The organism is Pseudomonadota bacterium (assembly GCA_023229365.1).
Lineage (GTDB): Bacteria > Myxococcota_A > Polyangia > JAAYKL01 > JAAYKL01 > JALNZK01.
The window spans coordinates 1-15,570 of sequence record JALNZK010000031.1 but is presented as its reverse complement, the minus strand read 5'-3'; the positions used below and the strand labels follow the sequence as shown (position 1 = coordinate 15,570).

At 69.6% G+C, this 15,570-nt stretch carries 6 protein-coding genes; 4 read left to right on the top strand and 2 right to left on the bottom strand.

What is annotated here, in order from left to right; translation table 11 throughout:
- The first annotated feature begins 185 nt into the window (after positions 1–185).
- The 3 genes from M0R80_14565 to M0R80_14555 all read left to right on the top strand — a co-directional run bounded on the left by M0R80_14565 (position 186) and on the right by M0R80_14555 (position 7,843).
- Positions 186–4,169: a translocation/assembly module TamB gene (locus M0R80_14565; protein MCK9460858.1), complete on the top strand. Its 3,984-nt coding sequence runs from the start codon at positions 186–188 to the stop codon at positions 4,167–4,169.
- Between the two features lie 3 nt (positions 4,170–4,172).
- The gene (locus M0R80_14560) at positions 4,173–7,544 is read left to right on the top strand and encodes a BamA/TamA family outer membrane protein (GenBank protein MCK9460857.1); all 3,372 of its coding nucleotides are present in this window, start codon (positions 4,173–4,175) and stop codon (positions 7,542–7,544) included.
- Between the two features lie 113 nt (positions 7,545–7,657).
- The gene (locus M0R80_14555) at positions 7,658–7,843 is read left to right on the top strand and encodes a hypothetical protein (GenBank protein ID MCK9460856.1); all 186 of its coding nucleotides are present in this window, start codon (positions 7,658–7,660) and stop codon (positions 7,841–7,843) included.
- Positions 7,844–7,889: 46 nt separating this feature from the next.
- On the opposite strand, the gene M0R80_14550 is transcribed toward M0R80_14555, so the two are convergent.
- Together M0R80_14550 and M0R80_14545 are read right to left on the bottom strand one after the other, a co-directional pair.
- Entirely contained in the window at positions 7,890–8,804 is a 915-nt protein-coding gene (locus M0R80_14550; GenBank protein ID MCK9460855.1) for a hypothetical protein, read from the bottom strand.
- A gap of 29 nt (positions 8,805–8,833) precedes the next feature.
- A complete protein-coding gene (locus M0R80_14545; GenBank protein MCK9460854.1) occupies positions 8,834–10,663 on the bottom strand; it encodes a serine/threonine protein kinase in 1,830 nt (609 codons plus the stop codon).
- A gap of 298 nt (positions 10,664–10,961) precedes the next feature.
- Here M0R80_14545 and M0R80_14540 point away from each other — a divergent pair.
- A partial coding sequence (locus M0R80_14540; GenBank protein ID MCK9460853.1) for a hypothetical protein occupies positions 10,962–15,570 on the top strand: 4,609 nt, incomplete at its 3' end.

Genomic DNA, 15,570 nt, shown 5'->3' with positions numbered 1-15,570 from the left:
GTCTAAAGTAGTTTATCATCCTACAAATGATGAGTTATTACGTGTAGTTGCGTTCGTGTCCGTTTGTTCCAGAAGTCATCTTCTTCAAATAATTTCACATAGTTATAGATAATGTCGTACAATGTAGGCAATGGTGTGTGCGATCTCCATAGCCGAGAGGTTCGTCCATCTTCCGGAAGGTGGTCGTGCTTAAGCGCATCGGCAAGATCGTGTTCGTCGCCCTGGCGATCATCGGGCTCCTCGCCACGGCGGTGCTCCTGTACGCGACCTCCGAGCCCGGCTCGCGCCGCATCTCGGCGGTCGTGCGCGAGGCCGTTCAGGAGCAGACCGGGTTCGTCATCGCGTTCAGCAAGATCGACGTCGGCGTCCTCCCGCCGCGGCTGACGTTGCGCGGCATCACGGCGCAGGACGCCGAGGGCCGCGTCTCGTGCACGATCGAGGAGGCGGAGCTCGCGCCGGACGTGCTCGCGCTCGTGGGCGGCTCGTTCGTCGTCGAGGAGGTCTACCTCGGCGCGCCCCGCTGCCGCGTGCAGCTCGACGCCGCGACCATCGGAAAGCTGCGGTCGGAGGCGGCAAAGAAGCCGGGCGACGAGCCCTTGCGCCTCGACCTGTCGGCCATCCCGCGGTTCGAGGTGTTCGCGCTCTCCGACGGGCGCGTCGAGGCGACCGTCGAGGATCCCGCGCAGCTCGGCGTCCTGCACGCGGTGGTGGAGGGGCTCAGCCTCGACGTGACGGGCGCCGAGGATGCGGACGCGATCGAGGTCCGCGGCCTCGTCGCCGGCGCGAGCGCGCGCTGGAGCAAGGGCGACGCGACCGTGGACGAGCGGCTCGAGCGGCTCGAGTTCCGGGTCGCGCTCTCGGAGTCCGGCGTCGACGTCCGCCACGTCGCCGTGAAGATCGGCGGCGCGCAGCTCGAGGCCCGCGACGCGTACATCCCCGTGCCCGTTTGGCCGAACGGCCCGCGCGTCTCCGATCTCGACGTCTCGGTGCGGCTGGAGGAGCTCGGCCGGCTGCCGCTGCCGCTCCCGGCGCTGCAAGGGCTCGTCGGGTTCGCCGGCCAGGTGTCCGTGCGCATGGGTGCGATGGGAGAGCCCGAGCTGAACGTCCGCGGCCGCGCGGAGCTCAAGTCCGGAAAGGTCGACGAGTTCGTCATCGGGGACGTGACCGGCGCCGTGTCGTACTCGCCGCAGGGGGTCTCGTTCTCCGAGGTCGAGATCCGCGCCGCCGAGGGCGTGATCCGCCTCGAGGGGAACCTCGCGTTCGACGACCGGATGACCATCGACGCGACGGCCGACTTCGAGGACGTGGAGCTCGGGCACCTCCTCGCCGCGATGACGCTGACGGGCGCGCAGGTCACGCAGCGCATGTCCGGCACGAGCCGGATCCGCGGCCACCTGAAGCCCCTGTCGCTCGATCTCCAGAACCGGATCGAGGTGAAGGATCACACGGTCTGGTCCGAGGGGTTCCGGAGCCCGAAGAGGAAGGCGCTCCTGCACCTCGACGAGGCGACCGTCGTCGGGCCGCTCCACGTCGGCGAGCGGGCGATCACCGCGGACGGCCTCGAGGCGCGGTTCGGGAGCTCGCGCGTGCTCATCGACCTCGGGTTCAACTTCAGCCTGCAGCGCGGGTGGCGGCTCGTCGCCCGCTCCGACAGGTTCGATCTCGGCGATCTCGGGCACATCGCGGGGCTCGAGGTCGCCGGGCGCGGCAGCGTGTCGGCCGCCATCACGGACGCCCACTACGGCGATCCGCGCATCGTCGGCTCCGCGGCGTTCGACGACGTCGTGTTCGCCGGCGTCGCGTTCCAACGCGCCGAGGCGGGTGTGCGGTTCGCGTACCCGACGCTGTCTTTCGACGGGCTCGTCGCGCGCGGCCCGCGCACGACGCTCTCCTCCCGCGAGATCTCGGTCGCGTTCGGCGGGCGCCGCGGCCTCGAGGTCCAGGCCAAGATCGAGGTGGAGAAGGCCGCGATCGAGGAGCTCGGCCGCTCCTTCGGCCTCCCGCTCGCGCGCTACGGGGCCCCCCGCGGCCTGATCTTCGGCCGCGTGGCCGTGGAGTACGCGCAGCGGCCCGAGAGGCTGCGCCTCGAGGCAAGCGTCGATCACGAGGATCTCGAGCTGTTCGGCGAGCGCTTCGGCGGCGGAGGCGCCGAGCTCGTCTACGACGACGGGCAGCTCACGGTGAACAGGTTCGACGCCAAGAAGGGGACCGGCACGATCTCGCTCACCGGCGCCGTGGCCGCGGACGGGGCGATCGACGTGATGGGGATGGCCCGCGAGCTCCCGATCTCGAGCATCGACTACGAGTCGGTGCACGCGCTCGGCGTCGAGGGGGTCGCCCAGGCGTTCATCGTGCTCGGCGGCACGCTCGACCGGCCGAAGGGCACCGCCGATCTGCGCGTCGACGACACGGTGCGCGGGGGCGTGCGCTACGGGACGAGCCACCTCGAGCTCGGCGTCGACGGGATGCGGCTCACCGCCCGCGGCTACCTCGGCGGCGATCTGTTCACGCTCGAGCACGGCACGCTCGATCTCAAGACGCTCCGCTTCGAGGTCGAGGGGTTCGCGTACGACGTCGATGTGGTGCGCCTGCTCGAGCTCGACACGGGCGGCCAGAAGATGAGCGTCAACCTCACGGGCGAGCTCGCCCTGCGGGGGCGGCTCGGGGAGGGGCGGGCCGGCGTCGTCCCGGGCCTCACGGGCCGCGTGTCGCTGAACGAGGTGCGCGTCCGCGTCAACGACTTCCGGTTCATCAACGAGAAGGACGTCGTGATCACCGCGGATCGCGACCAGTTCCGGCTGCGGCGCTCGCGCTTTCGGGGCGACCAGCTCGTGTTCGACCTGTCCGGCCGCGCGTCGTACGAGAGGATGCAGCTCAAGATCCGCGGCCTCGCCGATCTCGGTGCGCTCGCGGCGTTCATCGATCCTGTGACGAGCAGCGGCGGCGTGCTCCGGTTCGAGGGGACCGCGAGCGGTCCGTGGGGCGATCCCCGCCTGTACGGCAAGGCGCAGGTCGAGGGCGGCTCGGCGACGATCCGCGGGCTGCCGACGCCCATCGAGGACGTCACCGGCGCCATCGCGCTCAACGCGAAGACGATCCGGTTCACGGGCTTCGGTGGCCGCTTCGCGGGCGGCCGGGTCGGCGTCGAGGGGCAGCTGGATCTCGAGGGGTTCGGGATCCGCGACTACCGCTTCCGCGCGACGGCCGAACGCCTCTCGCTCCAGCTCATGGAGGACCTCGAGCTCAGCGCGTCGACGATCAAGGACGGCCTGCTCCTGCGGCGGGGCAAGAGGGGCCTGCCGTACGTGACCGGCGACGTGGAGGTTTCGGACTTCCGCTACACCGAGGATCTGCGCATGATCCAGATCTCCGATCTCTCGGTGGACAGCCTGACCGGCGCGCGCGCGGGCTCGGGGATACCGAAGATCCTCGAGGAGAAGAACGACGTTTTCGAGTACGACGTGCGGCTCCACGGCAAGCGGAACCTCGTCGTGCGCAACAACATGGTCGACGCGTCGCTGCGCATCGACGACGAGGAGGAGCCGCTCCGGCTCGTCGGCTCGAACCAGATGTTCGGGTTCCTCGGGCGCGTGCTCGGCACCAAGGGACAGGTGCGGTTCCAGGGGCAGGTGTTCGACCTGCGGTACGCGTCGGTCGTGTGGAAGGACAGGCTCAGGCCGGGCAACCCGACCTTCCGCGTGACCGCCGACGGCCAGGTGCGGGACTGGCGCGTCTCGATCACGGCCGAGGGCACGGTCGAGGACTACAAGATCACGCTCACGTCACAGCCGTACCTCTCGAACGAGGATCTCGTGTTCCTGCTCCTGACCGGCATGACGAAGGCCGAGCGGCAGCAGTACGGCGGCAGCGACATCGCGCCGATCGGCGATCTCGTGAGCAACGTCGGCGGCGACGTGATCCCGGTCGATGTGCGCATCTACAACGAGTACTCCGAGAAGGCCGGCAAGGACACGACGCGGATCTCGGTGGGCAAGCAGGTCACGGAGGACGTCTGGATCGCGGTATCGTCGAGCGTGGGCAAGGAGCGTGAAATCGAGGCCAATCTGGAATACAAGATCGACGACAACTTCTCGCTCTTTGCCGACTACGACAACGAGAGCCAGGCCGGCAACCTGGGCGTGGATCTCAGGTTCAGGCTGGAGTTCTGATCGATGTCGCGACTTCTCACCATCGCGCTCGCGCTCCTCGCCCCGGCGATCGCCACGGCGCAGACGCCGCCGGCGCCGGATCGCGGCGGCGCCGCCGGGCTCGTCGAGCTGCTCGGCGCCGTGCCCGCGCCCGAGGGGGAGGAGGGCCCGTACGCCCCGGCCGCGGGACCCGTCGAGGAGCAGCTGATCGGACTTCCGGTCGTCGACGTGCGCGCGGTGGACGCGCCCTCGGGGTTCGATCCCGTCGCGGACGCCGAGATCCCGCTCGGCGCGACGTTCGACCGGGCGCTCGTGCGGACCGCGGTGCGGCGGCTCTGGGCCACCGGGTCGTACCGCGCCGTCGAGATTCTCGCCGAGCGGCGGGGGGACGGCGCGGCGATCGTCGTCCGCGTCGAGGCGCTGCTCCGCGTCCACGCGCTCGAGGTGATCGGAAACGACGCGATGAGCGACGACGACGTCGCGCGGGCGATCGGCTACACGCCGGACGGCACGATCGAGCCGACGGCGGACGCGCTCACCGTCCGGCGGGACACGCTCCTCGGGGTGTACGCGGATCGCGGCTACCGCAAGGCGCGGGCCACGCTGACCGTGGAGACCACCTCGGTGGCGGGACAGGTCGCGCTGTCGATCGATATCGACGAGGGCCCCAAGGATAGGTACGTCCGGATCACGATCCGCGGCCTGCCCGAGGAAGTCCCGCTCGACACCGTGCTCAAGAAGGCGGAGCTGCGGCCTGGCACCGTCCGCGATCGCGCGCGCGTCGAGGAGTCGCGCAACGCCATCGTCGATGCGCTCGCCGGCTTCGGCTACTACGACGCCTCGGTCGGCGACTACGAGGAGAAGCGCCTGAGCGAGCACGCCTTCGCGCTCCGGATCGACATCGTCGCCGGGCTGCCGAGCCGCCTGCGGTTCGAGGAGTTCCGGCGGTTCCGCGAGGCCGAGCTCGTGGAGGTCGCGGCCGGGAAGGGCCGCCTGCGCACGACCGCCGCGGCCGTGGAGATCGTCCGGTCGAGAATCGCGGCGCACCTCGTGAAGCGCGGCCTCCTGCACGCGGTCGTCCGGGCGGAGCGGCTCTGCTACGACGAGGCCGGGCGCCGTACGCGGACCGCCGAGCTCGCGCCGTGCGCCGAAGGAGCGGCACGCCAGGAGATCGCGTTCATCGCCACCGAGGGTGTGCCGGTCACCGTGGCGGCGATCGTCATCAGCGGCAACTCCCGGATCCCGGACGAGGAGCTGAAGAGGGAGATCGTCGCGTTCGTCGCCTCGTCCAACGCGCGGACCGGCGTGTTTCAGCCCATCAACACGCGGACGGTCGACAGCCTCGGCCTCTCCGATCCGCGGCCCGCGGGGCTCGGTCGACCGCGGGGGGCGCTCTCGCCGACCGTCGCGCCGAAGGACGCGTACGTGCCGGAGATCTATCGAGCGGCGGTCGAGCATCTCACCGGCGTGTACCGGGAGCGCGGCTTCCTCAAGGCCCGCGTCGTGGACACCTGCGATCTCGCGACGCGCGGCCCGATGCACGCCATGGGCGAGACGTACTCGCCGCTCGACGTGCGCCGGGACCCCGCGGAGGGCGAGGTCGAGGAGGGCAAGCCGTGCGTCTTCCTGAACGCGGATCGGGATCTCCTGATCGTCGCGATCGGAGTGGAGGAGGGGCCGCAGGCGCTGCTGAACAGGATCGCGGTCGAGGGCAACGATCCGTCGTTGTTCACCGAGCGGGACGTCGTCGCGCTCGCCGGCCTCGCGCCGGGCCAGCCGTACAACGAGTACCGGCTCCGCGAGTCGGCGCGCGACGTCGAGACCGCGTACGGCGCCAAGGGGCGCGTGTTCGCCGACGTGACCTGGGAGAGCCGGCTGTCGCAGGACGGGACCGCCGCCGACGTGGTCATCGCGATCCGCGAGGGGCCGCGCGCCGAGATCCGGCGGATCTTCGTGCGCGGCAACGTCGCCACCTCCCGGCGGCTGATCCTGGACCGGCTGACGATCGAGCCGGGCGACGTGATCACCCCCGCGAAGCTCAGCAAGTCGGAGGAGCGGCTCATGGGGCTCGGTATCTTCGACAGCGCGACCGTGCAGATGGCGGCGCCGAACGTCGCGTCCGCCGAGAAGAACGTCGTGGTCCAGGTGGGGGAGGGCAAGCCGCAGTACCTCGAGCTGCGCGGCGGCGTCGCCACGGTCGAGGGGGTGCGCGCGGGCTTCGAGTACGGATACCGCAACGTCGGCGGCCTCGCCATCTCGGCGCGCCTGCGTGCCCGCGCCAACTACCGGCTCCTGTTCCCCGGCAAGGCGCTCAAGGACTTCGAGGCCCGCTACCGCGAGCTCAGCGTGGTCGAGCGCCTCGAGCGCCACCTCCTCGCCGGCATCTCCACGCCCCACGTGCCGGGCACGGGCGGCATCCTGGGGCTCGGCCTCGACGTGATCAACGAGCGCACGAACAGCCCCGCGTTCAGCGCGGACAGGACGAGCAGCTACCTGCGCGCCACGTCGAACCGCCTGAAGGCGCTCCCGATAGAGCTGCGCACCGGCATCGAGTGGACGACCCTCGATCTGCCGCCGATCACGAGCGCGGACGGGGGGGCGACGTCGCTCCAGGCGTCGCCGCAGTTCCAGAAGTGGGCGCTGCTCCCCGAGGGCGAGTCGCTGTTCTCGGTCACCGGGCTCACGGTGTCGCTCGACTTCCGCGACGACGTCTTCAACCCGAGCAGGGGCGTGTTCGCGTCGATCAACGCGGATTACGTGCGCTCGCTCGCGAACTTCGGCCGGCAGGCGGCCAAGGGACCGGACGGCGAGGACGTCGTCGATCCCGAGACCGGCGAGGTGCAGTACATCGACCGCTTCTCGAGCCTGATCCGCGCCGAGGCGTCGCTGTCCGGCTACATCCCGATCATCGGCAGGAAGATGGTGCTCGCGCTGTCGGCGTCGGTCGGGTACGTGTTCCACCTCGATCCCAGCTCATCGACCTGGGCCGATCGCTACTTCTACATGGGCGGCGTGAGCACGCTCCGCGGCTTCCCGGAGGATTCCGTCGTCCCCGAGGACATCTACCAGTCGTGGAAGAGGGAGATCCGGGACTACGACGACACGGCGGCGGCGCTGCTCAACCAGCGCGGCGGCGAGTCGATGTTCCTCGCCCGGGCGGAGTTCCGCTTCCCGCTCGCCAAGGGGTTCTACGGCGGCGTGTTCACCGAGGCGGGGAACCTGTGGCGCGATCGGAAGAACCTGCTCAAGGAGATGGCGCTTCGCCCGGTGTCGGGCCTCGGGTTGCGGTACATGACGCCCATCGGCCCGCTCTCGTTCGATCTCGGGCTGAACCTCGACAAGCGGCCGCACGAGGACCGGTTCGCGTGGTACCTCTCGATAGGCTCCGCGTTCTGATGCTTTTGAAACTTGACATCGCTCCCCCGGCGGAGCTAGGTAGGTGAAACCCTTTGACTAGGGCAAGAAGCGAGGGCGGGGAGAGGCTCGCTCTTTCAAGGAGGATTCGATCAATGAAGAAGTTTCTCGCGATTGTGATGGTTGCCCTGTTCGGTTTCGCTTTCGGCTGCGGCGGCGCTACGCCTCCGGCGACCGAGGTCCCCGCTGCCGATCAGCCGGCCGTCGAGACCCCGGAGCCGGAAGTTCCCGAGGCTCCGGCCGCGGAAGAGCCGGCCCCGGAAGCTCCGGCCGTTCCGTAACCCGACAGGCCGACCTCCAGTTTTTCCGTAAGAATCCGAGCCGATCTCAGAACCGCGCCGCTGCGGCGATGCCCACCCCCCCGTTCGTGGGGAACGGGGCGACGAGCGCGGCGACCGGTTTGCGCCGGAGCTCCTTGGGCACGTCCCGCTCCTCGATCCGGTTCCAGGTCACGATCTCCTTCTGGAAATAGAGGAGCGAGTCGATCACGCCGACGATGATCACGGCACCCAGCGTGGCGACGCACGCGGTGTTCGAGATCCGGTAGCCCGCCTCCAGGCGCTCGTACCGGTCCCGCTCCGCCTTCGAGGCGATCGGATTGGCCGCCTCGCCGCGCAGCTGCTCGTGCAGGACGAAGGTCGTGATCGCCGCGGTGGCCAGGAGGAGCTCGCTCCCGAGCAGCAGGCCGCCCTTGACCTTGTGCCCGTTCTGGAACTGGCCCGCGCCGAAGGGCAGCACGGCGACGAGCGGCGATCGGCGTTCGATCTCGCGGCCGACATAGACGTTGCGTTTCAGTCGCTCGATCTCGAAGAGGCGATTCTCCTCCTCCGCGCGCTTCTTCGACTCCTCTTCGGCCGCCCGCGCCTCCGCGAGCGCGCCCAGGCGCTCCGCGTGCCTCCCTTTCACCTCCGCGAAGAAGTCGATGACGTCGATCGGGAAGACGAGCGGATCCAGCGCGAAGGTCGGGTCGTCCGAGAGCAGCTCGAGGAAATTCTCTTCCGCCTTGACGGTGTTCCCGAGGAACAGGTAGCTCACGCCGAGCAGCTTGTGCAGCTCCTCGACGAGTCCCCTGTTCTTCGGCGCGGCCGCGCGCAGCTCCTCGAAGCGGGCGACGGCGGTCTCGTACTCGCCCGCCTCGTACGCGTTCTTCGCGTTCGCGAAGTCCTGGAACTCGTCCGCCGCGCCGCGCGCCGCGACGAGCATCGTGAGTGCCGCAGCGGCAACCGCAATCGCCCGTTTCATCCCGCCTCGCCCTCCCCGGTCCCGAGAGGTCACGGCGCCGTCGGCGCCCGCTGGAGATCGATGGTGATCTCCACGTCCTCCCCGGCGGCGATTGTAACCTGCCTCGCGCGAGGAAGGTAGCCGTTCGCGCTCACCGCGACCTTGATGCGCTCCTCGGGGCCGCTCTCGACGGCGACGTCGAAGAACGCGTTGGTCCGGCCGGGCGTGCGGCCGACGACCTCGACGAGGGCGTCGATGTTGCTCGCGATCTTGAGGTGCGCCGGCCGCCACTTGAGGCGCGCGCCGACGGAGAACGGCCCGTCCCCGACCGGCACGCTGATCTCCTTGCGGAGCGGCTCGAGGCGCGGGTCCTCGGGGATGAACGTGACGATGTGAGGGCCGACCATGAGGCGCCGCGAACGATCCGTGGTCTTGAAGACGAACCGCTCGGCGCCGTCGATGTCGACGTCGACGCGCATGGGCGACGGGTTGAAGACGACCTCGCGAAGAAGCACCTTGGGCTTCACGGCGGGGCGCTTCGCGACGAGGCGCACTCCCTTGGACGCGTCGCCGGCCGTGCCGCCATCTCGCGCGGCGCCGCGATCACCCCCCGCCGCGCCGGCGTCCGTCCTGCCGGCGGTCGTCCGATGCGGCGCGCGCCCGGACCCGTGCCGGCCGCTCGCGCGGTCGCCACCGCTCCCGACCTTCTCCTCCGCGCCGCTCATCAGGATCATCACGATCGTCCACACGACGGCGAGCGTCGCCACGACGACCGCGAGCGAGAGCGCCGCGCGCTCCAGGAAGCGCCGGATCCGGCGCCGCCGGGAAAGGCCGGCGACCGCGTCCAACGCGCGCTCGTTGCCCGGCTCGAGGGAGAGCACCCGGTTGTAGTGATCCATGGCGATCGGGTACCGGCCCGAGCGCCGCGCGGCGTGGCCGAGCGCGAGCGTCTTCGCCGCCACCGTCGCCTTCCGGCTCCGCTCCCACGCGTCCGGATCGGCGAGGAACGCCGCGAGCTCGGCGGGGCCGGGGTCGATCCCCATCTCCGTGAGCACCGCGTCGAGTCCTCTGACCACCTCCGCCGCCGACGAGTACCGCCGCTCGCGATCGAGCTGCATGCAGCGGACGATGATCGAGGCGACGCCGTGGCCCACGCCCGGGTTCACGCTCAGCGGGTGATCGTAGTAGCCTTCGACGATCCTCTTGATGATGTGGTGCGGGTTCTTGCCCGCGAACGGCATCGAACCCACCGACATCTCGTACATGAGCGTGCCGAGCGAGAAGATGTCGGCGCGGGCGTCGAGCTCGGCGAGCTCGATGTGCTCCGGCGACATGTACGCGGGGGAGCCGAGGATCTGCCCCGTGACGGTCATCTGGTCGATTCCGACGAGGTGCGCGATCCCGAAGTCGGAGAGCTTCAACGCGCCGCCGGCGCCTATCAGGATGTTCTCGGGCTTCACGTCGCGGTGCACGACGCCCTGCTCGTGGGCTATCGCCAGCGCGGCGAAGACGTGGCGTGCGACGAGCGCCGCGGCCTCCGCGAGCAGCGGCTCCCCGCCGCGCTGATCGAGGAACGCGCGGAGAGTCGTCCCCTCGACGAGCTCCATCACGATGTACACCTCGTCGGCGTTCGCGTTGGCGTAGTCGTACACCTCGACGATGGACGGGTTGTGCAGCCGCGCGACCGCGTGCGCCTCCCGCTCGAAGCGCTTCCTCGCCTCGGGGTGGGTGGCGAGGTGCGGGTGGAGGAGCTTGAGCGCCACTTCGCGCTGGAGCGCGGTGTCCCGCGCGCGATAGACGACCGCCATGCCGCCTCGGCCGATCTCGGCGAGGAGCTCGTAGCGCCCGATGCGGCGATTCTCCGTACCGCTGCTTGCCATGGAGCCGCGGCCACTATAACGGAGCCCGCGCTGTTTCGCAAAACGGCACGGGCCGGGGCCGGCGCGATACTGAATGGGTGTTCACGCTGTACAAATTTCCATGGATTGCCTTTGAATAGTGAAATTTCTAAGGTGATATTCGCAAGTCGTACACACGTTTGAAGAAGGGGCGGATGGTCGTTTTCAACTCCGCAGTTTGACGGGGTTTTCCGACTCCGGTGTCCCCATGGTGGGCTGACACCGGACGGAGACGGCCGCTTCAGTTCGCCGGCAGCGGGTAGGACGAGGTCATCAAGTCATGAAAGAGCGCATCCGAACCCTGATTTCGAATCTCGAGCACGACTCCAACACCGAGGAAGCGATTTCCGGATTGGAAGAGCTCGCCACCGGCGACGCGGCGGCAGGCTGCGCCGCAGAGCTGCTCGAGGAGCTCGACGCCGGGTGGAAGAGGCTCGCGGCCGCGAGCGGTTTCGAGGCCGCCGTGAGGATCCTCGAGCTCGAGGCGGCGATCGTCGGCGACCCGGAGCGCGAGGCCGCGCTGCTCGCGGAGCAGGCGCGCATCCAGGACGAGGAGCTGTTCGATCAGAAGGCCGCGCTCGATCTGCTCAGACGAATTGCCGCGCTGCGAACCGAAGACGAGGCGCTGCGCGGCCGCATCGAGGCGATCGAGGCGGAGCGCTCGAACTGGAAGGAGATCGTCGAGACCTTCACGCGGCAGGCGGAAGAGACCACGGAGCCGCTGCTCAAGGCGCACATGCTCTACAGCGCGGCCGAGCGCACCTACAAGAACCACAAGCGCGGGAAGGAGATCCCCGCCCTGCTCGAGCGCGCGATCGAAGAGGACCCCGGGCATCTCGGCGCGGCGCGGCTGTTCGAGCGCGTGCTCAAGGAGCGCGAGCGGTGGGCGGATCTCGCGGCGCTGTACATGAAGCTCGCGGACAGCCGCAAGTCGAAACGGGAGCGCGTCCAGATGCTGCTCGCCGCGGGGTACACCTACGGCCGCAAGGTGGAGGACATGGACTCCGCCGCGCTCTGCTACTCCGAGGTGCTCGACCTGAGCCCCGGCGACGGCGCGGCGCTCAAGTTCCTGGTGAAGTACTACGAGGAGAAGGAGGACTGGGATCACCTCGTCGCGGTTTACGAGGATGCGCTGCGCGGGCAGAACAAGCCGGAAGAAGAGATGGCGATGCTCATGCAGGCCGGCATGATCCACTGGCGCGTGCGCGGCAAGATGGACGACGCCGAGGCCTACTTCAGGCGGCTGCGCAAGCACGCGCCCGCGCACCCGGGCATGCTCGGCTTCTACCGCAAGTACCTCGGAGAGACGGGCGACAAGTCGCGCCTCCTGCAGATCCTCACCGACGCCCAGCGCGCCGCGGACGACAAGAAGGTCGCCGACGCGCTGACGAAGGAGATCGCGCAGCTCGCCGGGACGGAGGGCGGCAACGTCGAGAAGGCGATCGACGCGTGGAAGAACGTGCTGCGCCAGGAGCCGGCGAACGCCGAGGCGAGGCAGGAGCTCAAGGTGCTGTACCGGCAGGCGGGCAAGTGGAACAACCTGCTGGACCTGCTCAAGGGCGAGGTCGACGCCGTCCCGGAGTCGGACGTCGCGGCCCGCGTCGCCGTGCTTCGGGAGATGGCGGACATCTACCAGTCCAACCTCAACCTCGAGATGATGGTCATCAAGACCTTCGATCAAATCCTCGCCCTCGTGCCGGACGACGCGACGGCGCTCGCCGAGCTCACGAAGGCGTACGAGGCCGGCGGGCGGTGGAACGACCTCATCGCCGTGCTCGGGAAGCGCGCGGACGCGGTCTCGGGCCCGGCCGAGAAGATCGAGATCCTGCAGCGCATCGCGGCGCTCTGGGTGGACCGGTTCAACAACTTCAACCGGGCCGTCGAGCCGCTCGAGCAGATCCTCGCCCTCGATCCGTCGAACGCCGCGGCCATCGAGGGGCTGAAGGGCGTTTACCAGAAGCGGCGCGCGTGGCGACCGCTCATCGACCTCATGGAGAAGGAGGTCGCGACGCTCCGCGGCGCGAAGGCCCTCGAGTGCCTCAAGGAGATGGCGCAGATCGCGGGCGAGCGGCTCGCGGATCCGCAGCTCTCCGCCGAGCTGTGGCGGCGCGTGCTCGACGCGGACCCGGGCTCGGCGGAAGCGCTCTCGAACCTCGAGAAGCTCGCCGAGCGGAACAAGGACTGGGAGGGGCTCGCCTCGGTGCTCGAGAAGCGGACCGCGGCGGTCGAGGACGCGGAGGAGAAGATCCAGCTCCTCGCGAAGCTCGGCACGGTGTGGAAGGACCGGGTGAAGGATCACGCGAAGGCCGCGGAGGCCTGGAAGGCGATCCTCGCGGTGCAGCCGGGCAACTCCAAGGCGATGCGCGCCCTGAAGGACGCGTACCAGGCCGCCCTGGACTGGGACGCCCTCGAGCAGCTCTACCGAGAGGCCGAGGACTACGAGGGGCTCGTCGAGGTGCTCGGCATCGCCGCCGATCGCGCCTCCGACGCCGCGACCAAGATCGCCCTCTCGTTCCGCTGCGCGGAGCTGTACGACACTCCGATCGGCCAGCCGGATCGCGCGGTGCGTCACTACGAGCGCGTGCTGACGGCGGATCCGCAGAACCTGCGGGCGGCCGAGGCGCTCGTGCCGATCTACAGGCGCGCCGAGAAATGGAGCCGGCTGGTCGGCGTCCTCGAGGTCATGCTCGCCGCGGCAAAGGACCGCGAGGAGCGGATCCTCCGCATGGACGAGCTCAGAGAGCTCGCGGCGGACAAGCTGAACAACCGCGCGCTCGCGTTCACCTGGGCGGCCCGGGCGTTCGAGGAGTTCCCGACCGAGCCCACGGTCAAGGATGCGTTCGAGGACGCCGCGCAGGCCGCCGGGGCGTTCGACGAGCTCGTCGCCATCTACAAGCGCAAGCTGGACGCGTTCCCGCAGCCCGAGCGGGTGGCGCTCGAGCGGCACATCGCCGATCTCTCGCTCGAGCGGCTCGGGGAGGTGGACGGCGCCGTCGCGGGGTACCGGGCCGTGCTCGCGTCGAGCCCGGGCGACGAGTCCGCGCTCGCGGCGCTCGACCACATCTTCCGGACGACGGCGCGGTGGGACGATCTCATCGAGATCATCCGGCAGCGCATCGAGCTCGCGACGGACAAGAGGGCGCGCTGCGACCTGATGCTCGAGATGGCGCGCCTCTACGAAGAGGGGATGGACGACTCGATCCGCGCCGCCGCACAGTACAGGGCCGTCCTCGAGGCGGCCCCGGACAATCGGGACGCCATGCTCGCCCTCGAGCGCCTGTTCCACGTCTCGGAGCAGTGGGAGGAGCTCGCGCAGATCCTGGAGCGGCACCGGAACCTCCAAGAGCTGGGATCCGACGAGTGGCGGGAGTTAGGCTTCCGGATCGCCGGGCTCTTCGATCGCGAGATTGGAGACAAGCCGCGCGCCATCGGCGCGTACCGCGAGCTGCTCGAGACGAAGCAGGGCGACCCGGAGGCGATCTCGGGCGTCGAGCACCTCCTGCGCGACGAGGCCCACCGGGCCGAGGTCGCGGAGCTGCTCAGGCCGCATCTCGTCGCCGGCGGGGACTGGCGCCGTTTGGCGTGGGTGCTCGCGATCCTGATCGAGAACACGCAGGACGCCGCGCGCCGGCTCGCGCTGAACATGGATCTCGCGGACGTCTACTCCGAGCGCCTCGGCGACAAGGCGCTCGCGTTCGACACCCTCGGCGCAGCGCTCCGCGAGAACCAGGCGGACGTCGCGCTCTGGGATCGCATGGCGGCGCTCGCCGAGCAGCTCGGCAGGGAGGCCGATCTCGCGGCACGGCTCTCGGAGGCCTACGGCGGTGGCACCCTCGACGACGCAGGTGTGCTCGAGCTCTCTAGGCGCCTCGCGCACCTGTACGGCGACGTGCTCGGCCAGCCCGCGGCGGCGGAGCCGTTCCACAGGCGCGTCGTTGAGGCGGATCCGACCGCCCGCGCGTCCGCGGAGGCGCTCGAGGAGTTCTACACGGCGTCCGAGAAATGGGATGATCTCCTCCACCTGTACCGCGAGACGCTGCGCGCGGGTGCGACCGAGGACAGGCTCGGGCTGCTGCTCAAGATCTGTTTCATCGTCGATGAGGTCAGGCGTGACGTGCCGCAGGCGATCGAGGCGTATCGCGCCGTGCTGGACGTCGACGCCGCGAACGCCGAGGCGATCCGCGCGCTGACCGTGTTGTACGAGGAGGCCGGCCGATACGAGGATCTCGCGCTGCTCCTGATGGGCGGGCTCTCGGCGGCGACCGGGACCGAGGCGATGTCGCTGCGGTTCCGGCTCGGCGAGATCTCCGAGAAGCACCTCGACGCGCCTGCCGACGCGCTCGACTACTTCGAGCAGGTCATCACCGAGGATCCGGATCACCTGCGGGCGCAGCGCGCAATCGAGGGGCTCCTCGAGAACCCGGCGCTTCGGCAGCGGGCCGCCGCCATCCTCGCGCAGAACTACGAAGCCCAGGGGGCCGCCGAGCCGTTGACGCGCGTCCTCATGATTTCTCTCGAGGACGACGGGCTCTCCGCCGACGAGCGGATCGACGTGCTCACGCGTGTCGCGGATCTGAGGGAGCGGCGCCTGAGCGACGTCGACGGGGCGTTCGCCGCCCTTTCCCAGGCCTTCGCCGTGGCGCCGGACAACGAGATCGTGCTCGCGGAGCTCGGGCGGCTGTCCTCTTCGTGCGGCATGGAGCTCGAGTACTGCAAGCTGCTCGACCGCGTGATCCCGTCGATGGAAGGGAACGTCGGGCTCGTCGCGAGGCTGCTCGCGGAGACCGCCAAGATCTACGACGAGCGGCTCGGCAACATGGCCGAGGCGGAGCGCGCCTACCGGCGCCCGCCCGAGCACGATCCCGAGAACCCGGGCCCCGCCCTGCCTG